This is a genomic window from Serratia sp. SA088 (assembly GCF_049065515.1).
Classification (GTDB): domain Bacteria; phylum Pseudomonadota; class Gammaproteobacteria; order Enterobacterales; family Enterobacteriaceae; genus Serratia; species Serratia nematodiphila.
The window spans coordinates 81,571-106,663 of the sequence record NZ_JBAKGW010000004.1; the positions used below are offsets into that span (position 1 = coordinate 81,571).

Here is a 25,093-nt window from a genome sequence, read left to right on the forward strand (position 1 = left end):
CGGCCGGGGGCAATTTGTTATAAATGCTTACCTTTTAGCGCCATCCCCCCACCGGCGCCCACCTTCCCTTATTCCAAAGCGCGCACTACACTCAGGCTACCGTGATAAGCACAACGCCTTGTGCAACGTCACAATTTTCGGCCGATGGCGGCCAATCAATAGCTGAAGGAACACCTATGCGTCTGATTACTGCACTTCCATTGCTGGCGGGCTTAATGCTGAGCACCAATCTGATGGCGGCCGACGCGACGACGGCGACGAAAACGCCTTCGCCGGCGCAGGCGGCCCAACAGAAACGCATGACCGATTGCAACCAGCAGGCATCCACCAAGTCGCTGAAAGGCGCCGATCGCTCCACCTTTATGAGCACCTGCCTGAAGTCCGAAGGCACCGCTGCGTCCGGCAAAACCCTGACGCCGCAGCAGCAGAAAATGAAAAGCTGCAACGCCGACGCCAAGACCAAGGATCTGAAGGGCGACGCGCGTAAAACCTTCATGAGCAACTGCCTGAAAAAATCGGCCTGATTTTCCCTACGCCACGGCGCGTCCGGAGCGATTCCGACGTGCCGTTTCTCCCCCTTCCGCATCAGCCTGAACGATTCAGCTTTTTCCTTTCGCCAGCCCTTACTTTGCGGCAAGAAATTGGCTATGGTTAGACACTATCGATTGCCGAGCCCCGGCCCGCGGCAATATAATGATTTTCGTTATCATTGAAATGTCAGATTATTAAGGAGTTAAGCTATGGCTGTAACTAAGCTGGTTCTGGTGCGTCACGGCGAAAGCCAGTGGAACCAAGAAAACCGCTTCACCGGTTGGTATGATGTTGATCTGTCCGACAAGGGCCGCACCGAAGCGAAAGCAGCAGGCAAGCTGTTGAAAGAAGAAGGTTTCACTTTCGACTTCGCTTACACCTCCGTACTGAAGCGCGCGATCCACACCCTGTGGAACATCCTCGACGAGCTGGATCAGGCCTGGTTGCCAACCGAAAAATCCTGGAAGCTGAACGAACGTCACTACGGCGCGCTGCAGGGTCTGAACAAAGCGGAAACCGCGGAAAAATACGGCGACGAGCAGGTGAAACAATGGCGTCGCGGCTTTGCGGTGACCCCACCTGAGCTGACCAAAGAAGACGAACGTTACCCTGGCCACGATCCGCGCTACGCTTCGCTGACCGAGCAAGAGCTGCCGCTGACCGAAAGCCTGGCGCTGACCATCGATCGCGTTATCCCTTACTGGGACGAAGAGATCCTGCCACGCATCAAGAGCGGCGAGCGCGTGATCGTTGCGGCGCACGGCAACTCCCTGCGCGCGCTGGTGAAATACCTGGATAACCTGAGCGAAGATGAAATCCTCGAGTTGAACATCCCAACCGGCGTGCCGTTGGTGTATGAGTTCGACGAGAACTTCAAGCCAACCAAACGTTACTACCTGGGTAACGCCGACGAGATCGCAGCAAAAGCGGCGGCCGTAGCGAACCAGGGTAAAGCGAAGTAATTTCGCCCGTTCACGAAAAAGCCCCCGGTTTTCACCGGGGGCTTTTTTATTGCTGCTGCGCCATCGCCTCATTCACCGCGTCCAGCCGTTCCTGCATCGCCGGATGGGTGCTGAGCCAGGCAGGCAGCGCCCAGTCATCGGTCTTTTCTCGTTCAGGCGCCTGCGCCAACGCGCGGTAGATCGCCGCCATTTCCGCCAGCGAACGCCCCTGGCGCTGCATTTCCGCTATCGCAAACGCATCCGCCTCACGCTCCATCCCGCGAGAAAACTGCATCTCATTCACGAAGGACGCAGACTGCAGCAGCGTATCGCCGATGCCGCTGACGTCACCCGTCATCCACATCAGCGTCAACGCCACCAGTGACGAACGCACCAACATGCGCATCGGGTGACGATGAGCGTGATGCCCCATCTCATGCAGCATCACCGCCGCCAGGCCATCGTCGTTTTTTGACAAGGTGACCAGGCTATCGCTGAGCACCAGCGTGCCGTCGGGCAACATAAAGGCGTTCGGCGCACCGGGCGCCGCCATCAGCTTCAGCGAGAGCGGCGTGCGCTCCTGGCGCATCTCGGCCGGCATCACCTGCCGAAATAGCTGCTGCAACGCCCGTTGCCGCTCGGCCGGCAGTGCAGAGGGCGCGAAGCCGCTCTGGTCCAAAAACGTCTGCGTATGTTTGCCCAGCGTCTGTTCCACCGAGGTGGGGATGCGCATGGCGATCTCGCTGCTCGCCCACGGCAGCACCACGTAAACGTAAGCCACTACCGCCAGCAGCGTCATCAGCAGCGCCAGAGCGACGCCGCGTTTATGGCGTTCCAGGCGATGCACCCACCCTGGCGAACGGCGCTGATAGAACCAGCGGCGAAAGGCTGCGTCGTCATCAGGCACAAAGCGCCCGCCGCCCTTGAAGGTGAGCGTCAGCGGAATATTACCCAGCGCGGCAGAAACGGTAATGTCCGTCAGCGGGATGTAACGCTGTTCATCCTGCCGCTGCAACGTCACGCCTTCGCCGCTTTCGTTCACCAGCAGACGAGCCGCCTCACGTGCGGCCCGTCCCGGCAACTGATAAGCGCCTTCAAGGATCATCGGCGCCTCAGAAGTTGCCGCCCAGATCCAGCGCCTGCAGCGCTTCTTCGGCCACCGCGCTGTTGGCGCTTTCCTGATGCGCCGTAATGTCCAGCAGCGCCAGATCGCCTTCAACCGCCGTGCAGGCCGCCAGATAACGGGCATGACGCACTTCCGCCACCGGCGCCGCCAAACCGAGCGAGAACAGGGTAATCAGGGTATTGGTGATCAACAATCCCATGTATGGCAGCGTTTTCATTGAGGAATGCAGCTTGATGTCGCCGTTCAGCCTTGCCTGGTTAAACAGATAGTTGCGCTGGGCAACGACCTGGTAGCTGCTGGCCACCAGCGCGCCGATTAACAGCACCACCATCATCAGCAGAAGGCTGCTGATATTGTCCAGCACCAGCACATCAATGGCTTCGTTGGTTAACATCCCCATCAACACCATCTGATAGAGAGTAAAGAAGAACGAACCGATGCACACCAACGCGACCAACATGAATGGCAGGAATATGAGCAGGCCGATCAAGGCAAATTTGATAAAGGCCGATTTCTTCAGTTCGGCAATAAACGGAGTGCGCCCGAAGAACAGGTTATTAACGTACAAATCATGCTGCAGTGCGCTAATAATACCATTTACCGCCGCAAATGCCGGCACGGCCAAAATCAGCGTCAGCACCAGCATAAAAGCGATGGCGTTGATGCTGCCAAGACCGCTGCCAATGCCGAGCAAGATGATCAGACCGACATACAGCCCGATAATCAGCAATAACGGGCAGAACAGTAAAGCCCAATAGGCGCGCCCGGTGCGGCAGACATAATTAAAACGCACGCCGCGATAGCTCGACATAATCGCATTGTAGCGCCAGCTGCGGATAACGATCCACGGCAGCAGGGCAAGCAACACCAGCAAAGCCAGCAGCCCCAACAGTGGCGTTATCGCCAGCAAGATATAAAACACGATGATGCCGCCGATCACCAACAGCCGCCCTTTCAGAATTTGCAGCGGTTGTGCATGGTAGTCGAAACGATCGCCGTCCAATTCCGTGTTGCCGTAAAAATAGCGGCGACGGCGCACCGTCGCCCAGGCGGAATAGATTCCCAGGGTCAGGGCGGTCAATAATGCATTGACTAACCAAATAGCGAAGTACTCACCACCTTTCCCATGGAATTTAATCCGGTGCAGCCCCAGCGGCTGCGAGGTATTGTTTGTCATAATTCTTTCATCCTGAAAGGAATAAGGTCATACCACTCCCCGCTTATTAGGCCTGCGGGGTTTATGGAATAAAAAAAGCGTCTTATATAAGCACAATGCCGCGAGCAGTGACAATTATTCTTTTCTTAAATAGGAATAATGCGAAGGGGGTCGCTTAATGACTTAATTGGCCCATTAACTGTAAGCCTTAAAGTCGTGGAATATAGAGAAGTGCAATGGCAAAGATAAAACAAGGGCCCGCTATCGGGCCCTTTTCATTGTTTGCGGTTATCCGCGGCGCGCTTTTACCGCCGCCGCCAGATCGCGCAGCACGGTTTCGGTGTCCTGCCAGCCGATGCAGCCGTCGGTCACGCTCTTGCCGTAAACCAGCGGTTCGCCGCTTTCGAGGTTCTGGTTGCCTTCCACCAGGTGGCTTTCGATCATCACGCCGATGATCGCTTTTTCACCGCCGCTGATCTGCCCGCACACGTCCGCACTCACGTCCAGCTGCTTTTTGAACTGTTTGCTGCTGTTGGCGTGGCTGAAGTCGATCATCACCTGCGCCGGCAGCCCGGCTTTGCTCAGGCCGGCTTTGACGTCCTTCACGTGCGCCGCGCTGTAGTTCGGCTCTTTGCCGCCGCGCAGGATAATGTGGCAGTCGCCGTTGCCGCTGGTATTAACGATCGCCGAGTGGCCCCACTTGGTCACCGACAGGAAGCAGTGCGGCGCGCCGGCGGCGTTGATGGCGTCGATCGCCACCTTGATGGTGCCGTCGGTACCGTTCTTGAAACCGACCGGGCACGAGAGGCCGGAGGCCAGCTCGCGGTGCACCTGCGATTCCGTGGTGCGCGCGCCGATGGCGCCCCAGCTCATCAGATCCGCCAGGTACTGCGGCGTGATCATGTCGAGGAATTCGCCGGCGGCCGGCAGGCCGCTGTCGTTGATCTCCACCAGCAGCTTGCGCGCCAGGCGCAGGCCGTCGTTGATGTTGAAGCTGTTGTCCATCTGCGGATCGTTGATCAGGCCTTTCCAGCCCACGGTGGTGCGCGGTTTTTCGAAGTATACGCGCATCACCACTTCCAGCTCGCCGCTCAGTTCTTCACGCAGCGCCAGCAGGCGCCCCGCGTACTCTTTGGCGGCTTGGGTATCGTGGATGGAGCAAGGGCCAATCACCACCAGCAGGCGATCGTCGCTGCCACGAAGGATATTGTGAATTGCGCTGCGGGCCTGGGACACCGTCTTTGCCGCGCGTTCAGTGGCCGGGAATTTCTCCAGCAGAGCCACCGGCGGCAGGAGTTCCTTAATATCATTAATGCGTAAATCGTCGTTTTGGTAATTCATAGCTTTTCCATTCGGTATCGAGGGGTATTTCGCAGTGCGTAACGGTGTAGATCCCAACAATCTAGCCTGTGGGACTGGCGCTGTAAATCACCTTTGCCCCCCTCCGCTGGAACCGCCAAATTAACAGCAGATTGTGCTGTTTCATCAGGGGAGCACAGAGCCTCCTTTTTCGCTATGCTAGCGATCGGAATATAAAGCGACCCGAGTTGAACATGCCTTCTCTGTTATTAGTTGATGACCACCCGGTGGTTCATGTCGCACTGGAAGCGGCGCTAATGAAATCATCCCGCCCCTACCGTCTGCAGGCGGCGCAGGACGACGTCCAGGCGCTGGCTCTGCTGGCCGAGACCGCTTTCAGCCTGGTGATCCTGGATATCGGCCTGCCGCAGGTCGACGGGCTGCAGCTGTTGAAAAAAATCCGCCGCCACTACCCGCAACAAAAGATCCTGATCTATACCGCGCAGGAAGCCGATGTGTATGCGCGCATGGCGCATGCCGCCGGCGCCGACGGTTTCGTCAACAAAGGCAGCTCGCTGGCGGAGTTGGTGCAGGCGATCGAGCAGGTGCTGGGCGGTGAAACCAGTTTCCCCACTGCCGCGCTGGCCGAAGAAGCGCCGACGGCGGACGGCGGGCTGCTCACGCCCAAGGAGCTCGAAGTGCTGGGTTTGCTAAGCCAGGGGCTGTCCAACCTGCAGATCGCCGACCGGCTGCACATCAGCAACAAGACCGTCAGCACGCACAAGAAAAACATCCAGCGCAAAACCGGCGCCGGCAATTTGCTGGAGCTGGTGGCGGTGTTTAAAGAGCTGGCGCCATGATGCGCCGCGCCCTGCTGCTGCTGATCCTGTGGTGCGGCCTGGCGCAGGCGGGGGAGCCGGTGCGCTATCAGCTGGTCAGCAACCTGAATCCCCCCGAGAATATGCTGATCGTCGGCGAGAAAAATCCCTGGCGCGACCGCACGCTGCGCGTCGGCATCATCAGTGAGAACACCAGCCCGTACAACATCATTGTGGATGACGATCTGTATGGGCTGAACGCCGACTACCTCGGCTATATCCAGCAGGTAACCGGCATCCGCTTCGCCATTTACGGCTTCGCCGACCTGACCCAGCTGGAGCAGGCGCTGCACGACGGCAAGGTCGATCTGTTGTACGGCATCCCGCAGAGCGAAGCGCTGCACGGGCTGGAGATCTCCCAGCCTTACTACGTCAGCAACCTGCGCGTATTGCGCGATCGCAGCAACGATCGGCCGGTGATGCTCAATTCCGCCAACGCCCGCGTCGCGATCGGCGCGCTGACCGACATGCAGTCCGGCGGCGCCCTGCAGGCGGTGGCGTCGCAGATCCAGCGCTACGACAACAATCTGCAGGCGGTCTATTCGCTGCTGAACGGCAGCAGCGACTACTTTATCGCCGACGAGGCCAGCGCCAGCTTTATCATCGACCAGCTGCAGCTTGGCCAGCTCTATCAGATTGAAAGCAACGAGAACCTGGGCAACCTCTCCTTCGTGTTCGCCGCCGCCGATCCGCGGCTGATAGACACGCTGAACACCGCCATCGCCGACGCGCCGATGGAACTGATGAATGCCCTGCAGAGCCGCTGGAGCAAAAAGATCCCCAGCTACCTCGATACCGGCAATGCCGATCTGACGACGATGGAGAAGAATTGGGTAGCAAGCCATCGCGTGGTTTACTACGCCGCCATCGAGAACAACTTCCCGTTCGCCTACCGCGGTTCCGACGGCCAGCCGCGCGGCTACGCCATCGATATTCTCAACATCATCGCGCAAAACACCGGGTTGCGTTTCGCGCCGCTGTGGGCGCGCAATGCCGAGCAGGCCGATCAGCTGGTGCAGTCCGGCCAGGCCAGCTTCCGCGCCGCCCTGCCGCTGGCGCGCGGCGTCAAGGCGCGCTACGGCGCCAGCATGCCGATCCACCGTTCGCTGTGGGGCGTTTACGTCGGCCAGTATGCCAACGGCGTCTCGACCTGGGGCGATCTGGCCGGCAAGCGCATCGGCGTGCTGCAGGGCGATTTGGCTCAGGGGCTGGTGCCGGAGCAGGAACAGACCGTCAGCTTCGCCGACAGCAAGTCGATGTACGACGCGCTGGCCAACGGCCAGCTGGATGCGCTGGTGGATAACGTCATCTCCGCCAACTTTTTGGCGCTGTCGCGCTATTCCGGCGCCATCAAGCTGGCCTTCGCCGCCAACAACATCCCCTATCCGGTGGCCTTCGGCGTGCGCCGCGATCAACCGCTGCTGCTGGCGATCCTCGATAAGAACCTGATGCAGATCCCGGCGGATACCCTGCAATCGCTGCGCGACGAGTGGATCGTCGACCGCAGCAACCTGATCGACGCGGTGAACGACAACCGCATGCCGCCGCAGACCACCTGGCTGCTGGCGCTGTTGGCCGCCGCCACCGTGCTGCTGCTGGCGCTGACGCTGCGCCGTTTCATGCTGCAGCGCCGTGAAAAACGCGAACGCGAAGAGCTCGAGCAGGCGCGCCGCCGCGCCGAAGCGGAAAACCGCATGAAGAGCAAATTCCTCGCCACCGTCAGCCATGAACTGCGCACGCCGATGCACGCCATCCTCGGCCTGCTGGAACTGGAGCTCAAACGCCAACCTGCGCCGGAAGGCCTGCCGGTGATTTACAGCTCGGCCTCATCGCTGCTCAACTTGCTCAACGACCTGCAGGATCACGCGCGGCTGGAAACCGGGTCGTTGACGCTGGCGCCGAAACCGGTGGCGCTGCGCCCCTGGGTCGCGCGCATCGACGCCCTTTACCGGCCGCTTATCGGCGAACGGCCGTTGACCTTGAGCGTGGTGGCGGATCCGGCGCTGCCGGAGGCGGTGATTATTGATGGTGAGCGTTTACTTCAGGTGGCTAACAACCTGATAAACAACGCGATAAAGTTCACGCCGCGCGGCGCCATTCAGGTCGACGTCGGCTGGCGCGCACAGGATGAACGGCGGGGAGAGTTGCAGCTAACGGTGAACGACAGCGGCTGCGGCATCGCCGCCGATGAGGTAGGCAAGCTGTTTCAACCGTTTTACCGCGCGCGCGGCGCGCAACGCATCTCGGTGCAAGGTACCGGTTTGGGCCTGTCGATCTGCAAAGAAATCGTCGAACAGATGGGCGGCCGCATCGAGTTGCACTCGCAGCCGGGCGTCGGCACCCGCGTCGAGGTCGCGATACCGGTCGAGCTGAGCGGCGCCGCGACGGCTGGCGCCCAGGAGGAGCACACCTTTGCTCTGCCGTCTTCCGCCTTGCGTACCGCGCTGATCGACGACCATCCCACCAATTTGTTGTTGCTGGAACGCCAGCTGCGCCACTTCGGGCTGCAGCCGGCCCGCTTTGAACAAGGCTATGCGCTGCTGAAGGCCCAGCGCCGGCAGCCTTTCGATCTGCTGTTTATCGACTATAACATGCCGCGCCCGGACGGCCTGACGCTGGCCAGGCTGATTCGCCGCGACGAACAGCGGCTACGGCGCCCGCCTTGCCGCATCGTGCTCTGCTCGGCAGACGTGCAGGAGTTTACCCGCATCCCGCCAGGGCTGGTGGCGATCGACCACTTCCTGACCAAGCCGATTTCACTGGCGGCGATCGGCCAGGTATTGGCTCAGCAACCGCAGGTTCAGGAAGAAAAGTCAGTCCTTACTGACCTGCGGCAAACGCTGGCGGAAATGGCGGGCGGCGATCGCGCCATGATGCAGCGGCTGGCGCAGACGCTCAGCGACACGCTGCGGCAAGACCGGCAGCGGCTCGCGGATGCCGTCGCCGCGAGCGACTGGCCACGCCTGGAACAGGCGGCGCACCGCATCAAGGGCAGCCTGCTGATGCTGCAGCTGCCGGAAGCCGCGCAGCTGTGCCAGCAACTGGTGGAAACCGCACGTCGGGGCGAGTTTGCCGCCGCCGCTTATACTAAATTAAAGGCGTTAGTGGCGCAGATAGAACCGGAGCTGGACGCTCTGCTCGCCGCCGCCCCCACTTTCGCTATGCATAAGGATGAATAATGTCGGACACTCCACACGTACACCTGCCGAAAGACAGTAATAGTAAACGCCTACTGACCGCTTTTTTAGTCACCGCCGTCTTTATGGTGGCCGAGGTGGTCGGCGGCCTGTTGTCCGGCTCGCTGGCGCTGTTGGCCGACGCGGGGCACATGCTGACCGATGCCGCCGCGCTGCTGGTGGCGCTGATGGCGGTGCACTTTTCCCAGCGCAAGCCCAACGCGCGCCACACCTTTGGCTATCTGCGCCTGACCACCCTGGCGGCCTTCCTCAACGCCGCGGCGCTGCTGGTGATCGTGGTATTCATCCTATGGGAGGCGATACGGCGTTTCTTCGAACCCCAGCCGGTGATGGGCACTCCGATGCTGATCATCGCCATAGCGGGGCTGCTGGCGAACCTGTTCGCCTTCTGGCTACTGCATCGCGGCAACGAAGAGAAAAATATCAACGTGCGCGCCGCCGCGCTGCATGTGCTGGGCGACCTGCTCGGCTCGGTGGGCGCCATCGTCGCCGCCATCGTCATTCTCGCCACCGGCTGGACGCCGATTGACCCGATCCTGTCGGTGCTGGTCTCCTGTCTGGTGCTGCGCAGCGCCTGGCGGCTGCTGAAGGAGAGCTTCCACGAGCTGCTGGAAGGCACGCCGCAGGAGGTCGACATCGCCAAGTTGCAAAAAGACCTGTGCCTGAACATCCCGGAAGTGCGCAACATCCACCACGTACACGTCTGGCAGATCGGCGAACAGAAGCTGATGACGCTGCATGCGCAGGTGATCCCGCCGCATGACCACGATGGGCTGTTGCAACGCATCCAGGCTTATCTGTTGGAACACTACAAGATCGGCCACGTGACCATTCAGATGGAGTACCGGCACTGCGAGACGCCGGACTGCGGCATCAACCGGGCGCCGGAGCCGAGTGAACACTCACATGGCGAAGCGCATTCGCACCTGGGGCATCGCCACTAAGCCAAGAGGGCGCCATCACGGCGCCCTCTGCGTTGTTACGGAGCGGAAGATAACGGATTGGAATGGTTGCGCCCGGCGCTCTTGATCCACAGCCAGGAGCCGTTCAGGGCGATCAGCGTCAGAATGACATACTCCAGCGCCATCGCGTACACGCCCTGGTAGGCAAAGATCGCCACGCTGATGACATCGATCACCACCCACAGCAGCCAGTTTTCCACGTACTTGCGCGTCATCAGGATCATCGCCACGATGGAGAGCACCATCATCGCCGAATCCCAGAATGGGAAGGCGTCCGGCTGCAGCGTCGGCATCTGTACGTTCAGCCCCAGCCCTTGCATCACCGCCACCGCAATCTGCGTCAGCCAGGCGAACACGCGGTCAATGTTGAAAGTCATCAGGCCGATGCCGATGACGCAAACCGCCGCCCAGGCCAACGCTTTCGGCAGCGGCAGCCAGCGGATCTGCAGCTCGGCCTGGTTATCCTGGGTTTGGCGGCTCCAGGCATACCAACCGTAAATATTGGCGCCGAAGAAAAACAGCTGCAGCAGCAGGCTGGCGTACAGCTGGATCTGGAAGAAAATCACCGCGAACAGCGTGACGTTGATCAGGCCGAACAGGTAGTTGATGATTTTTTCCTTGCTGGCGTACCAGATGCACAGCAACCCGAACAGTGTGCCGATGGCTTCGATCCACGACAGATCGTAACCGCCCGCGCCAAGCGGAATATGCACCAGAATATTGCTGGTACTGAAGAAGCTCATGAGGTCATCCTTTTAAACGGTTAAGCGTTGCCTTTAACCTGCATCTTAAGCTGAGCGGCGAAATCCAGCATGCGGTTCAGCGGCACCAGCGCCTTTTCACGCAGCGCGGCGTCCACATGGATCTCATGCTGCGCGCCCCCCTGCTCCAGCCCTTCGGCAATCGCCTTCAGGCCATTCATCGCCATCCACGGGCAATGCGCGCAGCTGCGGCAGGTCGCGCCGTCTCCGGCGGTCGGCGCCTCGAACAGTTCCTTGTCCGGACAAGCCTGCTGCATCTTGTAAAAGATACCGCGATCGGTGGCGACAATCAGCTGTTGATGCGGCAATGTTTTCGCCGCCTGAATCAGTTGGCTGGTCGATCCTACCGCATCCGCCAGCTCGACCACCGCCTGAGGCGATTCGGGATGCACCAGGATGGCCGCCTGCGGATAGAGCGCCTTCATGCGCCGCAGCGCCTGGGTCTTAAACTCGTCATGGACAATGCAGGCGCCTTGCCAACACAACACGTCGGCACCGGTCTGCTTCTGCACATAGCTGCCGAGATGACGATCCGGCGCCCAGATAATTTTCTCGCCCAGGCTATCCAGATGCTCGATCAGTTCGACGGCGATGCTGGAGGTCACCACCCAGTCAGCGCGCGCTTTGACCGCCGCCGAGGTGTTCGCATAGACCACCACGGTGCGATCGGGATGACTGTCGCAAAACGCATGAAACTCCTCTTCCGGGCAGCCCAGATCCAGCGAACATTCGGCAAACAGCGTCGGCATCAGCACCTGCTTTTCCGGGCTGAGGATCTTGGCGGTCTCCCCCATGAAGCGCACGCCGGCCACCAACAGCGTCGAAGCCGGATGCGCGCTGCCAAAACGCGCCATTTCCAGCGAATCCGCCACGCAGCCGCCGGTTTCTTCCGCCAGCGCCTGGATTTCCGGGTCGGTATAATAATGGGCGACCATTACCGCGTTGCGCTGCTTGAGCAGCGTTTTGATCTTCTCGCGATAAAAGGCTTTTTCCGCTACGTCCAGCGGTACCGGTTTCGGCGGGAAGGGATACACCGCCGCGTTGACATCAAACATTTCACTCATCGCTGCAATCTCATGCTAGGCTGGGCGCCTGCCGCGTGAATATCGCCTGCCGCAACGCCCCTCGTTTTATATACTAAACAAAATACCTAAAACCGCGCGAAAAGTCCGCTGATATTTTCATATTTACGCACTCAGTGTTTAATAGATTAAAAAGACAGACATTGACCACGCAGATCCCGGCGGATAATGTCCTGGTGGGGGCGTATGGCGTTCAGAGAAGAGCGGGATGATGATCGGTGTGTTGTTGAAACGAGAAAGCAGGGATTCAGGTTGGGGTGCTGCAGAGGCGAAAAAAGCGCCAAAAGGCGCTTTTTTCTGAATTGGTGGGTSGTGCAGGATTGATTCGGCCTCTGGCCTCACCCTGCGGGCAACGCTGCGCGTTGTCGTATCGCTACGCGATGCTCGAACCTGAACGCAGGATCTCACCCGCACGACTCAGTGGGCCATGTCAGTAAGAGGATAAAGGCAGAGCCAGGTGGCGCAGATGCGAAAAAAGCGCCAAAAGGCGCTTTTTTCTGAATTGGTGGGTCGTGCAGGATTCGAACCTGCGACCAATTGATTAAAAGTCAACTGCTCTACCAACTGAGCTAACGACCCGCAGTGTGGTGGGTGATGACGGGCTCGAACCGCCGACCCCCTCCGTGTAAAGGAGATGCTCTACCAACTGAGCTAATCACCCACTGCTGTGGTACTGCTATTTTTCACACCTTGCTCTATCAAAGAGTGGTGGGTCGTGCAGGATAACTCGGCCTTTGGCCTCGCCCTAACGGGCCATCACCGGGGTGATGTTGTCTCGCTTTGCGAGACTCGAACCTCTACGGTTCTCATCCTGACGATTTAACACCTTGCTCTATCAAAGAGTGGTGGGTCGTGCAGGATTCGAACCTGCGACCAATTGATTAAAAGTCAACTGCTCTACCAACTGAGCTAACGACCCACTGATGTGGTTTACTGCTGATGGCGAATAGGTCACAAAAAACCGACTCGCGGAAAACAAGGATGGGGATGTTCAGGACAACTCGACGGGTACTCGACTCGGACCTTTACTTTGCCACATCAAACCGATTCTGAAGCTGCCATTCTCTAAGAATGGTGGATCGTGCAGGATAACTCGGCCTTTGGCCTCGCCCTTGCGGGCCATCACCGGAGTGATGTTGTCTCGCTTCGCGAGACTCGAACCTTTACGGTTCTCATCCTTTACGATTCTCTATTGCAGCCATTCTCTAAGAATGGTGGGTCGTGCAGGATTCGAACCTGCGACCAATTGATTAAAAGTCAACTGCTCTACCAACTGAGCTAACGACCCATAACAGTGGTGGGTGATGACGGGCTCGAACCGCCGACCCCCTCCGTGTAAAGGAGATGCTCTACCAACTGAGCTAATCACCCACTGTTGTGGTTACTGCTACTTCAGAAATTGGTGGGTCGTGCAGGATTCGAACCTGCGACCAATTGATTAAAAGTCAACTGCTCTACCAACTGAGCTAACGACCCAATTTCCCTGCCGCTTTAACATCTTGCAAGATGTCTTGGCAACGGCGGCATATATTACTAATTTATCTTGGCAGCGCAACCTAAATTTTTTACCGATGCGTTCAACTGCTTGTTCTTCACGCGAATGAGCCCAGAAATCGGTCAAATCGACTAACTTCTGGGCTCATTTTTCTAACCGTTAACCGCCTACGCGACTTTTCGCCTGCTTGGCCGCCGCACTGGTTGGGTATTGTTTAATCACCTGCTGGAACACGGCCTTGGCTTTATCAGCCTGCCCTTTTTCCTGCATGATGATACCCACCTTGTACATGGCGTCCGGCGCCTTCGGTGATTTAGCGTAATTCTTCACCACCACCGCAAAATAATAGGCCGCATCGTCTTTTTTACCCTTGTTGTAGAACAACTGGCCCAGCCAATAGTTGGCGTTGGGCTGGTAAGTAGACTTCGGGTACTGTTTTACGAAGGACTGAAAGGCGGAAATCGCCTGGTCGTACTGTTTTTTTTCCAGCGCCAGAGAAACAGCGGCGTTGTAATCGCTGTTCTCATCACCGCCGCTCGGCGTTGCAGAAGCGGCTGCAGGCGCGCTGCTGCCCGCATCGGAAGATGCGCCTGCGGCTGCCCCGCCGGCAGCGCCCGCTGCCGCAGAGGCGCTCTGAGCGCCGCCCTGGCTGAGGCTATCCATCTGTTGATAGATTTGCTTCTGGCGTTCAACGACCTGATTCAACTGATACTGGCTTTCCTGGATTTGCCCACGGAGAGAATCAATGTCGCGTTGATTGTCAGAGAGTTGCTGCTGGAGTTGGTTTAAAAGCTGGCCTTGAGCATTGCTGATGCGCTCAAGCGAGGTGACACGGTCTTCGACCGAGCCGGAGCCGACATTACTGATTGGCGCTTGGGCAGTAGCGGCCCAAGGGGCCGCTACGCCAACCAGTAACGACAGACTCAACAGGTGACGTCTGAAGTTACTGTTCATGCGATTCTCTTAGTAAACCAGAACGGCACGACGGTTTTTAGCATAAGCCGCTTCGTCGTGGCCCAGTACTGCTGGTTTTTCTTTACCGTAAGAAACGATAGAGATCTGGTCAGCGGAAACGCCTTTACCCTGCAGGTACATTTTAACGGCGTTAGCACGACGCTCACCCAGAGCGATGTTGTATTCCGGCGTGCCGCGTTCGTCAGCGTGGCCTTCAACGGTCACTTTGTAAGACGGGTTGTTACGCAGGAATGCAGCGTGCGCGTCCAGCATCTGAGCGAATTCGGAGCTTACGTCATACTTGTCCAGGCCGAAGTAAACGATGTTGTTCTTCTGCAGTTCTTGCATCTGCAGACGAGCTTGTTCTTCGGAAGACAGGTTGCTGCTGCCGTTTTCCATACCAGTGCCGGCGCCAGCGCCCATACCAGATTGGTCGTTGTTCGCGCTTTTGTTAGAACTACAAGCTGCTACAGCCAGAACTGGCAGTGCCAGCAGAAGCCCTTTCAGCACTTTGTTCAGTTGCATTTCTTTGATCCTTTTATAGTTTGCCATACATATTTACACATGCATCACAGATACGGCGACCAGGCAGGGAATTTGACCTGTCCATCAGTTGCCGGAAGACGCGCTTTGAAACGCCCATCAGTTGACACCAACTGCAGCACGGAGCCCATACCTTGCGTGGAGCTATAGATCACCATGGTGCCGTTTGGCGCAATACTAGGCGTTTCATCCAGGAAGGTGCCGGTCAAAACCTGAACGGCGCCCGATCCAAGATCTTGTTTGGCGATGTGTTGTGCACCACTGTTGGTGCTCACCATCACCAGGAATTTACCATCGGAGCTGACTTCAGAATCCTGGTTCTGAGAGCCTTCCCACGTCAGACGCTGCGCGGCACCGCCGCTGGCGCTGATTTTATAAATCTGCGGACGCCCGCCCTGGTCGGAGGTAAACGCCAGAGACTGGCCATCCGGGAACCAGGTCGGTTCGGTGTTGTTGTTGCGGCCATCGGTCAGCTGCGTGATCTGGCCGGAGCCGAGGTTCATCACGTACAGGTTCAGGCTGCCGCTCTTGGATAGCGCGAAGGCCAGCTTGCTGCCGTCCGGCGAGAACGCCGGCGCACCGTTGTGGCGCGGGAACGAGGCGATCTGGCGGATAGCGCCGTTAGCCAGGGTCTGCACCACCAGCGCAGAGCGGCCGCTCTCGAAGGTCACGTAAGCCAGTTTGCTGCCGTCCGGCGACCAGGCCGGCGACATCAGCGGCTCAGGCGAACGGTGCACCGTGAACTGGTTGTAACCGTCGTAATCCGCTACGCGCAGCTCGTACGGGAATTTCCCGCCGTTGGTCTGCACCACGTAGGCGATACGGGTGCGGAACGCGCCCTTGATGCCGGTCAGCTTCTCGAACACTTCGTCGCTGGCGGTATGGGCAGAATAACGCAACCACTGTTTGGTCACTTTATACTGGTTCTGTGCCAAGACAGTGCCCGGCGAACCCGAGGTGTCCACCAGTTGGTAGGAAATCAGGTAGCTGCCGTCGGCGCCAGGTTGAACCTGGCCGACCACCACGGCGTCGATGCCCAGCGCAGTCCAGGCCGCCGGCGTCACTTCAGACGCGGAGGTCGGTTGCTGCGGCATGCGCGCCACGTCGATCGGGTTGAATTTGCCGCTGTTGCGCAGATCCGCGCCGACAATCTTGCCGATATCTTCCGGCGGCGTGCCTGGGCCCGCCCATTTAAACGGCACCACACCAATCGGGCGAGCGGAGTCGACCCCTTGGGTGATTTCAATGCGAACTTCCGCGTGCAGCACGGACGCCCACAGAATTAAAAAACCTAGCGCTACTCGAAATGCCTGCTTCATCTCATCTCCCTTATCCAGGCGGGATGCCTGCGATAAATTAGCAGAATTTTAACAAACCAACTTACGCAAAACTACATAATCCCTGTTGGTTACCTTAGTACATCCCTGTGATATTACTCACTCAATCAACCGTTATTGCGGTTTGAATTCAAGGATAGAATTCTTAAAGTGCTGATAAACGGCATCGCTCGGCGGCTTCGGTATATGCGCCAACTTGGCGGCAGAGACCGCGGCCTGACACAAAGCAGGATCGCCGCCCGCCGCTTGTACACTTATCAGCAGGCCGTCCGGCGCCAGCTTGATACGCAGGTCGCAGGTTTTGCCGGCGAACGAACTGGCGTCATAGAATTTGCTCTGAATCGCCCCTTGGATCTGCCCCATATAACCGCTGATATCCGCCCCGCTGGCGCCAGCCGTCTTGGCATTGCCCTGCCCGGCCGGTTTACCGTCGCCCTTCGATTTGGCACCGCCGCCCTTCGGCGCGTTCTTGCCGTCCGCCAGGCCGCCAAACAGATCGCTAACTTCCTCCGATTGTTTCGCAGCCTCAGCGGCAGCCTTCTTCTTGGCGTCCGCAGCGGCTTTTTTGGCGGCAGCCGCTTTCTCTGCCGCAGCTTTCTTCTCTGCTTCAGCGGCAGCCTTCTTCTCGGCTTCCGCTGCGGCTTTTTTCTCAGCTTCAGCGGCCGCTTTCTTCTCCGCAGCCTCTGCAGCTTTTTGCTCTGCCGCGGCGGCGGCGGCTTTCTTCGCCTCTTCCGCCTGTTTCTTGGCGGCGGCTGCGGCGGCCGCTTCTTTCTTGGCTTCCGCTTCGGCTTTCTTCTGGGCTTCCGCCTGCGCCTTGGCGACCTTGTCCGCTTCAGCCTTCGCCTTGGCGGCGGCGGCTTCGGCGACCTTCTGTTGCTCTTTGGCTTTCGCTGCGGCGGCTTCCGCCGCTTTTTGCTGCTCGGCAGCCTGCTTCTGCTGCTCCGCCGCCTTCTGCTGTTGCTCAGCCTGCGCTTTGGCGTCCTGCGCGGCTTTCTCCTGCGCCGCCAAACGCTCTTTCTCCAGCTCTTTCAGGCGCTGCTGTTGCTCCGCCTGCTTCTGCTGAAGCTCTTCGGCCTGTTGCTCCGCTTTTTTCTGGCGCTGCTTTTCGGCACGCTGCGCATCGTTGCTCTGCTGCTGCTGGCGGTTGTACTGCTCAACCACCGCGCCGGGATCGACCATCACCGCACCGACCACGGTGCCATCGCCACCGCCGCCGGCGCCCATGTCGACCTTTTCCTGCAGCGATCCCCAAATCAGCAGGGCAATCAATATGAAGTGCAGAACGACCGAAACAATAACGGCGCGGTTCAGCTTATCGTTTTGCTCAGTTGCCTTTACCAAAATAGATTCCCAAAAACTGGTGTTGCTTATACGGGGTTCCTGGGCCGCAGCGCAGGAACCGGGTTGCCGTTGGCCTTACGGTCAGATCGGCTGGGTCATCAGCCCCACGGAAGCCACGCCCGCCTGATGGAGAATATTCAATGCCTTGATAATCTCATCGTAAGGGACTTCCTTCGCACCGCCGATCAAAAAGACCGTTTTCGGGTTAGCCGCCAAACGCGACTTGGCTTCGGCCGCGACTTGCTCAGGCGGCAGCAGCTCCATACGGTTGTGATCCACCACCAGGGTGTATTGACCTACACCGGAAACCTCGAGGATCACCGGCGGATTGTCATCGCTGGACACCGTCTTGGAATCGGTGGCGTCCGGCAGGTCAACCTCCACGCTCTGCGTGATGATTGGCGCGGTTGCCATAAAGATCAGCAGCAGCACCAGCAACACGTCGAGCAGCGGAACGATGTTAATTTCGGACTTCAGCTCACGCCGACTACGTCCACGTACTCTCGCCATGCTACCTCCTACTTATTTGCTGTCGCTGGAGAAGGCCTGACGATGCAGAATAGCGGTGAACTCTTCCATAAAGTTGTCGTAATTCTGCTCAAGCTTGTTGACGCGCTGGTTGAGACGGTTGTAGGCCATTACCGCCGGGATGGCGGCGAACAGACCGATCGCGGTGGCGATCAGCGCTTCGGCGATACCCGGCGCCACCATCTGCAGCGTGGCTTGCTTCACCGCGCCCAGCGCGATAAAGGCGTGCATGATCCCCCACACGGTGCCGAACAGGCCGATGTACGGGCTGATCGAACCGACGGTGCCGAGGAACGGAATATGGGTTTCCAGCGTTTCCAGTTCGCGGTTCATCGAAATGCGCATCGCGCGCGACGCCCCTTCGATCACCGACTCCGGCGCATGGTTGTTGGCGCGGTGCAGGCGGGCGAACTCTTTGAACCCGGAATGGAAGATCTGCTCAGAACCGGTCAGGCTATCGCGACGCGCCTGACTTTCCTGGTACAGACGGGAAAGCTCGATACCGGACCAGAATTTGTCTTCAAAGGCTTCGGCGTCACGCGTCGCCGCATTGAGGATACGGGTGCGCTGAATGATGATCGCCCAGGAGGCTACCGAGAAGCATATCAAAATCAACATGATAAGCTTAACCAGCAGGCTCGCCTTCAAGAATAAATCTAGGATGTTCATGTCAGTCACTGCTTAAACTCCGCGACAATAGACTTAGGAAGCGCTCTTGGCTTCATTTGGTGTGGATCAATACAGGCAATCAGGACATCTGCCTGGCTCAGTAGGGCCCCGTCAGAATTGACAATGCGTTGAGCAAACGTGAGAGAAGCCCCGCGCAGAGAGGTGATTTCACTCTGGACCTCCAGTTGCTCGTCGAGACGAGCCGGAGCCAGATAATCCACCGTCATGCGCCGGACGACAAAAGCGACTTGTTCACTGAGCAGCTGCTGTTGATGAAAGTTGTGCTGACGCAGCATCTCTGTGCGCGCTCTTTCAAAAAAGGCGACGTAGCGGGCGTGATAGACCACACCACTGGCATCGGTATCCTCGTAGTAAACGCGAACCGGCCATCGAAACAACGTATTACTCACTCTACTTCCCAGCAATGCAATTTAACGCTGCTACTATACGCAAGACGGATCGGGTTGGGAATGGGTTACAAGATGGGAATGAAAATAATTATGGGCCGTGAGGGCCCATAACGTGGGGACATCGGGGAGATTATAAAGAAACGTAAAGTAATCCTGCGCACAAGATCACAATTGCAGGAAGCGGCGCGAAAAAAGCGCGCCAGACGCTGCGCTGCGGGCGGAATCCGAAACCGTGGATCACTCCGGCACATACGGCCCAAATCAGCAACAGCCCTTCCCAAATCTCCAGCGAGCTGGTTTTGGCGGCGAAACGCGTCGGATCCCAGAACACGCACCCCGCCAAAATCAACGCCAGCACCAGGGAAAGGGCCCGAACCGGGCCCTTGTCGGTGACAGCGTACAGCTTGTCAATCACGGACGAGCTCATTACTTACCGTCTTGCTGAGCTTTGGTCGCTTCGCTCTGCTCAAGCGCCAGCGCCGTGATGATGCCGAAGGCGCAGGCAAGAAGCGTTCCGAGAATCCAGGCAAAATACCACATGGTTTAGCTCCTTATCCTTAGTACAGCGAATGCTTGTTGTTTTCGATGTAGTTCTTGTCGAGACGACCGAACATTTTGTAGTACGACCAGCTGGTGTACGCCAAAACGATAGGCACGAAGATCGCCGCCACGACGGTCATCACTTTCAGCGTCAACAGGCTCGACGTCGCGTCCCACATGGTCAGGCTGACGTTAGGCACGGTGCTGGACGGCATCACGAACGGGAACATGGTGACCCCGGCGGTGAGGATGACGCAGGCGATGGTCAGCGACGAAGTGACGAACGCCAGCGCGCCTTTCTCCAGACGCGAGAACAGGATGGTGAACAACGGCAGCACCACGCCCAGTGCAGGCAAGGCCCACAGCAGCGGATACTTGTTGAAGTTGATCAGCCATGCGCCGGCCTGATGCGCCACTTCTTTACGCAGCGGGTTGGATTCCGCCATGGTGTCCAGCGCCGAAGTGATCACGTAGCCGTCGATGCCTTTCACCAGCCACACACCCGCCAGCAGGAAGCATACCGCCATGATCAGCGTCGCGATCTGCGCTGCGGCGCGTGACCGCAGGTGGATCTCGCCGGTGGTGCGCATCTGCAGGTAGGTCGCGCCCTGAGTGACCAGCATGGTCAGACTGACCACGCCTGCCAACAGACCGAACGGATTCAGCAGTTGGAAGAAGTTGCCGGTGTAGAACAGACGCAGGTATTCGTCCACATGGAACGGCACGCCCTGCAGCAGGTTGCCGAACGCCACGCCGAATACCAACGCAGGCACGAAGGAACCGATGAAGATGCCCCAGTCCCACATGTTGCGCCAGCGGCTGCTCTCCAGCTTGGAACGGTAGTCAAAACCGACCGGGCGGAAGAACAAGGCCGCCAGCACCAGGATCATGGCGACGTAGAAGCCCGAGAAGGCCGCTGCGTAGACCATCGGCCAGGCGGCGAACAGCGCGCCGCCGGCGGTGATCAGCCACACCTGGTTACCGTCCCAGTGCGGGGCGATGGAGTTGATCATCACCCGGCGCTCGGTATCGGTTTTACCGATGATGCGCACCAGGATGCCGACGCCCATGTCGAAACCGTCGGTGACGGCGAAGCCGATCAGCAGTACGCCAACCAGCACCCACCAGATAAATCGCAGTACTTCATAGTCAAACATACGTGGACTCCTGTTTAGCGCGCTTCCTGCACGGCGGCAGTCGGTTGTTCAAAGTGGTAGCGGCCGGTTTTCAGGCTGCTTGGACCCAGACGCGCAAACTTGAACATCAGGTACATTTCAGCCACCAGGAACAGGGTGTACAAGCCGCAAATCAGCCCCATCGAGAACAGAATGTCGCCCGCGGTCAGCGAAGAGTTGGCGACTGCGGTCGGCAGCACCTCACCAATCGCCCACGGTTGACGGCCGTATTCCGCCACGAACCAGCCGGCTTCCACCGCGATCCACGGCAGCGGCAGGCCATACAGCGCCGCACGCAACAGCCATTTTTTCTGGCCGATGCGGCCGCGCACCACGCTCAGGAAGGACAGGCCGATAATCAGCAGCATCAGCACGCCACAGGCCACCATGATGCGGAAGGCGAAGTACAGCGGCGCCACGCGTGGAATGGAGTCCTTGGTCGCCTGCTGGATCTGCGCTTCCGTCGCGTCGCTGACGTTCGGGGTATAACGCTTCAGCAGCATGCCGTAGCCCAGGTCTTGCTTGGTTTTGTTGAATTCCGCACGCACCGCAGGATCGGTATTGCCGCCGCGCAGCTCTTCCAGCAGCTGGTAGGCTTTCATGCCGTTGCGGATGCGCACTTCATGTTGCGCCAGCAGATCTTTCAGGCCAGTGACCTGCGTGTCGGTGGAACGCGTGGCGATCAGGCCAAGCGCATACGGGATCTGAATAGAGAAGGAGTTTTCCATCTTGTCCTGATCGGGAATGCCGAACAGGGTGAAGGACGCCGGCGCCGGCTGGGTATCCCACTCCGCTTCGATGGCGGCCAGTTTGGTTTTCTGTACGTCGCCCATTTCGTAACCGGATTCGTCACCCAGCACGATCACCGACAGCACCGCAGCCATGCCGAAGCTGGCGGCGATGGCGAAGGAGCGTTTGGCGAAAGCGATGTCGCGGCCCTTCAGCAGGTAATAAGCGCTGATGCCCAGCACGAACATGGCGCCGGTGGTGTAGCCTGCAGCCACGGTGTGAACGAATTTCACCTGCGCAACCGGGTTAAGCACCAGCTCGGAGAAGCTGACCATCTCCATGCGCATGGTTTCGAAGTTGAAATCCGACGCGATCGGGTTCTGCATCCAGCCGTTGGCGACCAGGATCCACAGCGCGGACAGGTTTGAGCCGAGGGCCACGAACCAGGTTACCGCCATGTGCTGCACCTTGCTCAGACGATCCCAGCCGAAGAAGAACAGGCCGACCAGCGTCGATTCAAGGAAGAACGCCATCAAACCTTCGATGGCCAGTGGGGCCCCGAAGATATCGCCGACGTAGTGAGAGAAATACGACCAGTTGGTCCCGAACTGGAACTCCATGGTCAAACCGGTGGCCACACCCAGAGCAAAGTTAATCGCAAATAACTTTCCCCAGAATTTGGTCATGTCTTTATAGATTTGTTTGCCAGACAGGACATATACCGTTTCCATAATTGCCAGCAAGAACGCCATACCGAGCGTTAATGGGACAAATAAGAAATGGTACATCGCCGTTAAAGCAAACTGTAAGCGCGACAGTTCGACAATATCAAACATCTTGACTCCTTGCTCCTCGCAGGAAGACTCCGACACGCGGTTATCGGCATACTTCTTTCAAAGCCGCCAGTAACGCCCCGCAGTGAATGCCCTTAAACACAACAAATTTGATCCAGCTTCTCCGCTTTCAACCGCACACTCGGCCAATAGCCCCTCGGGCCGCCGACAAGCACGCCACTGAAAACCGACAACGGGTAACAAATGCAACAAGATCAACCATCCATAATCACAACATGGATGATACTCGCCCAATCCCACACAATAAATAGGTTTTTACGTGACGTGGGTTGGACTTTTGGTTACAGGTCAAATCTTAGCCGAAAGAGGTACTTCGGGCTAATTTGATCTGAGACAATTTAAGCCTATCCGCATATTATTTCCATATTCATCAGCACATTTCGCCTATTTTTCTTGAGGGCATGTTGCGCAATGGTTTAATTGTTTTTTAATGATATTTTTGTGTTAAATAAATGTAATTTAAAAGAGCCGCCATTGTATTATTACGCGCTTATTCTGCGACATAATTAACCTTTTATTTCCATTAAGCCGTGACAGTGATTGCAGTCACAAAACAACAAATCTCTCTCCAATATTAGTCTATTTCTCGCGATGGGATCGTAAAGGTTGCGATTTTGTAGCAAAATGACCACTTATGTTAAAATTCCATTGAGTGACAATAAGTTATGAAAAAAATCATCTTTGCCTCTGTCTTGGGACTCTCGGGAAACGCCATGGCCGCCGAAACGGTAAACATCACCCTGCTGGGCACCTCCGATCTGCACGGCACCTTCGTGCCCTGGGACTACGCCAGCGACACGGAAAACCTGGCGGGCAGCCTGAGCCAGATAGCCACTCAGGTCAAAAAGGTGCGCGCCGAGCAGCCTAACCTGATCCTGGTGGACGCCGGCGACACTATTCAGGGCAACTTCGTTGAAACCTTCAAGCATGAGGCCATCAGCCCGATGATGCTGGGCCTCAATGCGCTCAATTACGACGTCTGGGTGATGGGCAATCACGAGTTCGACTTCGGCCTGCCGGTGCTGGCCACCCCGCTCAAGCAGTTCAAGGGCGCGGCGCTGGCGGGCAACATCGTCTGGGACAACGGCAAGCCTTATCTGCCGGCCTACACCATCCTCGAACGCCAGGGCGTGAAGATCGGCATTATCGGCATGGACACGCCGATGACCGCTGAATTCGCCAAGGGCACCGATCGCATCAAAGGGCTGAACTTCACCGATCCGGTGCAGGCGGTGAAACAGGTCATCAAACAAATCGACGGCCAGGTCGACGCCATCGTACTGGTGGCGCATATGGGCATCGACAACGAGAACCAGCGCCCGGGCACCGGCGTGGCCGACATTGCCAACGCCAACCCGGAACTGGCGGCAATCGTCGCCGGCCACATGCATGTGAAGATCGACAAGGCGGTGGTCAACGGCGTCATCATCACCGAACCGGACAAATACGGCCGCGCGTTGTCACGCATCGATCTGCAATTTGAACGCCGCGACGGCAAATTCACGCTGATCGACAAAAACAGCTACACCTACCCGATCAAAGGGCTGACGCCGGACAGCGCCATGCAGGCTCTCTACCAGCCGTATCATGACATTTTGCGCGCCAACGCCAACCGGGTGGTAGCGAAGCTGAGCGGCAGCGATCTGGTGCCTGCCGACGAGTTCCGCGGCATTCCTCAGGTGCACGTGCAGGACACCGGCATCAGCGCGCTGTTCCAGCAGGCCGCCCGGCACTATGCGCCGCTGGCGCAGGTGATCGCCCTGCAGATCGACAACGATCGCGCCAAACTGGACGTCGGCGACATCAAGGCCAAGGATATCGCCTTTAACTACCAATACGCCGGTGGCGAGATCACCGTTTATCAGCTTAACGGTAAAGCGCTTAAACGCTACATGGAGTGGTCCGCCGGCTACTTCAATCAGCTGCAGCCGGGCGACGTCACCTACAGCTTTAACCCGGCGCGGCGTTCGTCCAAATATTCCACCAACGATTTCTTCGATGGCGTCACCTATACCATTGATCTGCGCCAACCCGCCGGTTCACGCATCGTCGATCTGCATCTGGCGGACGGCACGCCGGTCACGGACGACATGCCGATCCGTCTGGGCATGAACAGTTACCGCATGGGCCACCTGACGCAAAAGGGCGGCGCGCTGGAAGGGCAATCCTTCCCGGTGCTGTTCGACAGCAAAGCGCAGTACGGTGAAGAAGAAGGCACCATTCGCCACCTGGCCCTGCGCTACCTGACGGAAGTGAAACACGGCCAATACCAGGGCGTGCCGCCGCAGCGCTGGAAACTGATCGGCATGGAGGGATACGAACCGCAGCGGGCGATCGTTAAACGGCTGCTGAATGAAGGCGTTATTCAGGTGCCGACCACCGACGATGGCCGCTACACCAACGTCGCCTCGATCAACGTCAAAGACGCGCTGTTCCGCAACGCCGACGATTACCGCGCCGCCCTCGCCTCGCTGGAGCAGCAGCGGCAAGCCGCCGCGGATCCGGTGCAGCAGCGCCGCCTGCAGGATCGGATCGCGCTGATCAAGGCGCTCAACGTTTTCTGAGTTTCGCCCATAAAAAAGGCC

22 protein-coding genes, 6 tRNA genes and 3 other RNA genes are annotated in these 25,093 nt (G+C 58.2%); 6 read left to right on the top strand and 25 right to left on the bottom strand.

Going from position 1 to position 25,093, the window contains the following annotated elements:
• Positions 1–176 precede the first annotated feature (176 nt).
• Positions 177–524: a PsiF family protein gene (locus ACOWVD_RS11995; protein WP_033633898.1), complete on the top strand. Its 348-nt coding sequence runs from the start codon at positions 177–179 to the stop codon at positions 522–524.
• A gap of 216 nt (positions 525–740) precedes the next feature.
• Complete coding sequence (gene gpmA / locus ACOWVD_RS12000; protein WP_004939834.1) at positions 741–1,493, top strand: 2,3-diphosphoglycerate-dependent phosphoglycerate mutase; 753 nt, start codon at positions 741–743, stop codon at positions 1,491–1,493.
• 46 nt (positions 1,494–1,539) lie between these two features.
• Here gpmA and ACOWVD_RS12005 read toward each other — a convergent pair whose 3' ends face one another.
• From ACOWVD_RS12005 to aroG, 3 genes are all read right to left on the bottom strand, one after another.
• Entirely contained in the window at positions 1,540–2,577 is a 1,038-nt protein-coding gene (locus tag ACOWVD_RS12005) for a M48 family metallopeptidase (RefSeq protein WP_004939835.1), read from the bottom strand.
• 7 nt (positions 2,578–2,584) lie between these two features.
• Positions 2,585–3,775, bottom strand: a complete 1,191-nt coding sequence (locus ACOWVD_RS12010; protein ID WP_033633900.1) for a YjgN family protein — start codon at positions 3,773–3,775, stop codon at positions 2,585–2,587.
• 267 nt (positions 3,776–4,042) lie between these two features.
• On the bottom strand, positions 4,043–5,095 hold the full coding sequence (gene aroG, locus ACOWVD_RS12015) for a 3-deoxy-7-phosphoheptulonate synthase AroG (RefSeq protein ID WP_004939837.1): 1,053 nt from the start codon (positions 5,093–5,095) through the stop codon (positions 4,043–4,045).
• A 212-nt stretch (positions 5,096–5,307) separates the two neighbouring features.
• Here aroG and ACOWVD_RS12020 point away from each other — a divergent pair, with 212 nt between their 5' ends.
• From ACOWVD_RS12020 to zitB, 3 genes are read left to right on the top strand one after another with little or no spacing between them, the layout of a single operon-like run.
• Positions 5,308–5,913, top strand: coding sequence for a response regulator transcription factor (locus ACOWVD_RS12020; RefSeq protein ID WP_197798639.1), 606 nt, complete (start codon positions 5,308–5,310; stop codon positions 5,911–5,913).
• Entirely contained in the window at positions 5,910–9,110 is a 3,201-nt protein-coding gene (locus ACOWVD_RS12025; protein ID WP_420286342.1) for an ATP-binding protein, read from the top strand. The genes ACOWVD_RS12020 and ACOWVD_RS12025 overlap by 4 nt, the downstream gene beginning before the upstream one ends.
• Complete coding sequence (gene zitB, locus ACOWVD_RS12030; protein ID WP_004939843.1) at positions 9,110–10,072, top strand: CDF family zinc transporter ZitB; 963 nt, start codon at positions 9,110–9,112, stop codon at positions 10,070–10,072. Before ACOWVD_RS12025 ends, zitB begins: the two co-directional genes overlap by 1 nt.
• A 35-nt stretch (positions 10,073–10,107) precedes the next feature.
• Here the strand turns inward: zitB and pnuC are convergent, their stop codons facing one another.
• The 22 genes from pnuC to cydA all read right to left on the bottom strand — a co-directional run bounded on the left by pnuC (position 10,108) and on the right by cydA (position 22,490).
• On the bottom strand, positions 10,108–10,833 hold the full coding sequence (gene pnuC, locus ACOWVD_RS12035; protein WP_021504601.1) for a nicotinamide riboside transporter PnuC: 726 nt from the start codon (positions 10,831–10,833) through the stop codon (positions 10,108–10,110).
• A 20-nt stretch (positions 10,834–10,853) separates the two neighbouring features.
• Positions 10,854–11,915, bottom strand: a complete 1,062-nt coding sequence (gene nadA / locus ACOWVD_RS12040) for a quinolinate synthase NadA (protein WP_164095980.1) — start codon at positions 11,913–11,915, stop codon at positions 10,854–10,856.
• A gap of 321 nt (positions 11,916–12,236) precedes the next feature.
• A non-coding RNA gene (locus tag ACOWVD_RS12045) (RtT sRNA) lies at positions 12,237–12,361 on the bottom strand.
• Positions 12,362–12,436: 75 nt separating this feature from the next.
• Positions 12,437–12,512 (bottom strand) — tRNA-Lys (locus ACOWVD_RS12050).
• A 6-nt stretch (positions 12,513–12,518) separates the two neighbouring features.
• Positions 12,519–12,594 (bottom strand) — tRNA-Val (locus ACOWVD_RS12055).
• A 45-nt stretch (positions 12,595–12,639) separates the two neighbouring features.
• A non-coding RNA gene (locus ACOWVD_RS12060) (RtT sRNA) lies at positions 12,640–12,763 on the bottom strand.
• A gap of 13 nt (positions 12,764–12,776) precedes the next feature.
• Positions 12,777–12,852, bottom strand: a tRNA-Lys gene (locus ACOWVD_RS12065).
• 153 nt (positions 12,853–13,005) lie between these two features.
• Positions 13,006–13,130: non-coding RNA, RtT sRNA (locus ACOWVD_RS12070), on the bottom strand.
• Positions 13,131–13,145: 15 nt separating this feature from the next.
• Positions 13,146–13,221 (bottom strand) — tRNA-Lys (locus ACOWVD_RS12075).
• Between the two features lie 7 nt (positions 13,222–13,228).
• Positions 13,229–13,304: transfer RNA gene (locus ACOWVD_RS12080), tRNA-Val, on the bottom strand.
• A 29-nt stretch (positions 13,305–13,333) separates the two neighbouring features.
• Positions 13,334–13,409: transfer RNA gene (locus tag ACOWVD_RS12085), tRNA-Lys, on the bottom strand.
• Between the two features lie 178 nt (positions 13,410–13,587).
• On the bottom strand, positions 13,588–14,382 hold the full coding sequence (gene cpoB, locus ACOWVD_RS12090) for a cell division protein CpoB (RefSeq protein WP_004939852.1): 795 nt from the start codon (positions 14,380–14,382) through the stop codon (positions 13,588–13,590).
• A 9-nt stretch (positions 14,383–14,391) separates the two neighbouring features.
• A complete protein-coding gene (gene pal / locus ACOWVD_RS12095) occupies positions 14,392–14,907 on the bottom strand; it encodes a peptidoglycan-associated lipoprotein Pal (RefSeq protein WP_004939853.1) in 516 nt (171 codons plus the stop codon).
• 44 nt (positions 14,908–14,951) lie between these two features.
• Positions 14,952–16,244 (bottom strand): Tol-Pal system beta propeller repeat protein TolB, encoded by a 1,293-nt coding sequence (tolB, locus tag ACOWVD_RS12100; protein WP_004939856.1) that lies wholly within the window; start codon positions 16,242–16,244, stop codon positions 14,952–14,954.
• Positions 16,245–16,376: 132 nt separating this feature from the next.
• Positions 16,377–17,603 carry a cell envelope integrity protein TolA gene (tolA, locus tag ACOWVD_RS12105; protein ID WP_049240189.1) on the bottom strand — a complete coding sequence of 409 codons (1,227 nt, stop codon included), beginning with the start codon at positions 17,601–17,603 and terminating at the stop codon, positions 16,377–16,379.
• Between the two features lie 81 nt (positions 17,604–17,684).
• A complete protein-coding gene (gene tolR / locus ACOWVD_RS12110; RefSeq protein WP_004939859.1) occupies positions 17,685–18,113 on the bottom strand; it encodes a colicin uptake protein TolR in 429 nt (142 codons plus the stop codon).
• 12 nt (positions 18,114–18,125) lie between these two features.
• Positions 18,126–18,809 (bottom strand): Tol-Pal system protein TolQ, encoded by a 684-nt coding sequence (tolQ, locus tag ACOWVD_RS12115; RefSeq protein WP_004939862.1) that lies wholly within the window; start codon positions 18,807–18,809, stop codon positions 18,126–18,128.
• Complete coding sequence (gene ybgC, locus ACOWVD_RS12120; RefSeq protein ID WP_004939863.1) at positions 18,806–19,210, bottom strand: tol-pal system-associated acyl-CoA thioesterase; 405 nt, start codon at positions 19,208–19,210, stop codon at positions 18,806–18,808. Before ybgC ends, tolQ begins: the two co-directional genes overlap by 4 nt.
• A 130-nt stretch (positions 19,211–19,340) precedes the next feature.
• Positions 19,341–19,637 (bottom strand): cyd operon protein YbgE, encoded by a 297-nt coding sequence (gene ybgE / locus ACOWVD_RS12125; RefSeq protein ID WP_004939866.1) that lies wholly within the window; start codon positions 19,635–19,637, stop codon positions 19,341–19,343.
• Complete coding sequence (gene cydX, locus ACOWVD_RS12130; protein WP_004939868.1) at positions 19,637–19,750, bottom strand: cytochrome bd-I oxidase subunit CydX; 114 nt, start codon at positions 19,748–19,750, stop codon at positions 19,637–19,639. The genes ybgE and cydX overlap by 1 nt, the downstream gene beginning before the upstream one ends.
• Before the next feature lie 17 nt (positions 19,751–19,767).
• A complete protein-coding gene (cydB, locus tag ACOWVD_RS12135; RefSeq protein ID WP_015376980.1) occupies positions 19,768–20,907 on the bottom strand; it encodes a cytochrome d ubiquinol oxidase subunit II in 1,140 nt (379 codons plus the stop codon).
• 14 nt (positions 20,908–20,921) lie between these two features.
• Positions 20,922–22,490: a cytochrome ubiquinol oxidase subunit I gene (cydA, locus tag ACOWVD_RS12140; protein WP_004939873.1), complete on the bottom strand. Its 1,569-nt coding sequence runs from the start codon at positions 22,488–22,490 to the stop codon at positions 20,922–20,924.
• A 683-nt stretch (positions 22,491–23,173) separates the two neighbouring features.
• Here cydA and ACOWVD_RS12145 point away from each other — a divergent pair.
• The gene (locus tag ACOWVD_RS12145; RefSeq protein WP_088381329.1) at positions 23,174–25,072 is read left to right on the top strand and encodes a bifunctional metallophosphatase/5'-nucleotidase; all 1,899 of its coding nucleotides are present in this window, start codon (positions 23,174–23,176) and stop codon (positions 25,070–25,072) included.
• The last annotated feature ends 21 nt before the right edge of the window (positions 25,073–25,093 follow it).

Coding starts and splice junctions, on each gene's coding strand:
- ACOWVD_RS11995 (WP_033633898.1), top strand. CDS start 177: ATGCGTCTGATTACTGCACTTCCATTGCTGGCGGGCTTAATGCTGAGC.
- gpmA (WP_004939834.1), top strand. CDS start 741: ATGGCTGTAACTAAGCTGGTTCTGGTGCGTCACGGCGAAAGCCAGTGG.
- ACOWVD_RS12005 (WP_004939835.1), bottom strand. CDS start 2,577: ATGATCCTTGAAGGCGCTTATCAGTTGCCGGGACGGGCCGCACGTGAG.
- ACOWVD_RS12010 (WP_033633900.1), bottom strand. CDS start 3,775: ATGACAAACAATACCTCGCAGCCGCTGGGGCTGCACCGGATTAAATTC.
- aroG (WP_004939837.1), bottom strand. CDS start 5,095: ATGAATTACCAAAACGACGATTTACGCATTAATGATATTAAGGAACTC.
- ACOWVD_RS12020 (WP_197798639.1), top strand. CDS start 5,308: ATGCCTTCTCTGTTATTAGTTGATGACCACCCGGTGGTTCATGTCGCA.
- ACOWVD_RS12025 (WP_420286342.1), top strand. CDS start 5,910: ATGATGCGCCGCGCCCTGCTGCTGCTGATCCTGTGGTGCGGCCTGGCG.
- zitB (WP_004939843.1), top strand. CDS start 9,110: ATGTCGGACACTCCACACGTACACCTGCCGAAAGACAGTAATAGTAAA.
- pnuC (WP_021504601.1), bottom strand. CDS start 10,833: ATGAGCTTCTTCAGTACCAGCAATATTCTGGTGCATATTCCGCTTGGC.
- nadA (WP_164095980.1), bottom strand. CDS start 11,915: ATGAGTGAAATGTTTGATGTCAACGCGGCGGTGTATCCCTTCCCGCCG.
- cpoB (WP_004939852.1), bottom strand. CDS start 14,382: ATGAACAGTAACTTCAGACGTCACCTGTTGAGTCTGTCGTTACTGGTT.
- pal (WP_004939853.1), bottom strand. CDS start 14,907: ATGCAACTGAACAAAGTGCTGAAAGGGCTTCTGCTGGCACTGCCAGTT.
- tolB (WP_004939856.1), bottom strand. CDS start 16,244: ATGAAGCAGGCATTTCGAGTAGCGCTAGGTTTTTTAATTCTGTGGGCG.
- tolR (WP_004939859.1), bottom strand. CDS start 18,113: ATGGCGAGAGTACGTGGACGTAGTCGGCGTGAGCTGAAGTCCGAAATT.
- ybgE (WP_004939866.1), bottom strand. CDS start 19,637: ATGAGCTCGTCCGTGATTGACAAGCTGTACGCTGTCACCGACAAGGGC.
- cydX (WP_004939868.1), bottom strand. CDS start 19,750: ATGTGGTATTTTGCCTGGATTCTCGGAACGCTTCTTGCCTGCGCCTTC.
- cydB (WP_015376980.1), bottom strand. CDS start 20,907: ATGTTTGACTATGAAGTACTGCGATTTATCTGGTGGGTGCTGGTTGGC.
- cydA (WP_004939873.1), bottom strand. CDS start 22,490: ATGTTTGATATTGTCGAACTGTCGCGCTTACAGTTTGCTTTAACGGCG.
- ACOWVD_RS12145 (WP_088381329.1), top strand. CDS start 23,174: ATGAAAAAAATCATCTTTGCCTCTGTCTTGGGACTCTCGGGAAACGCC.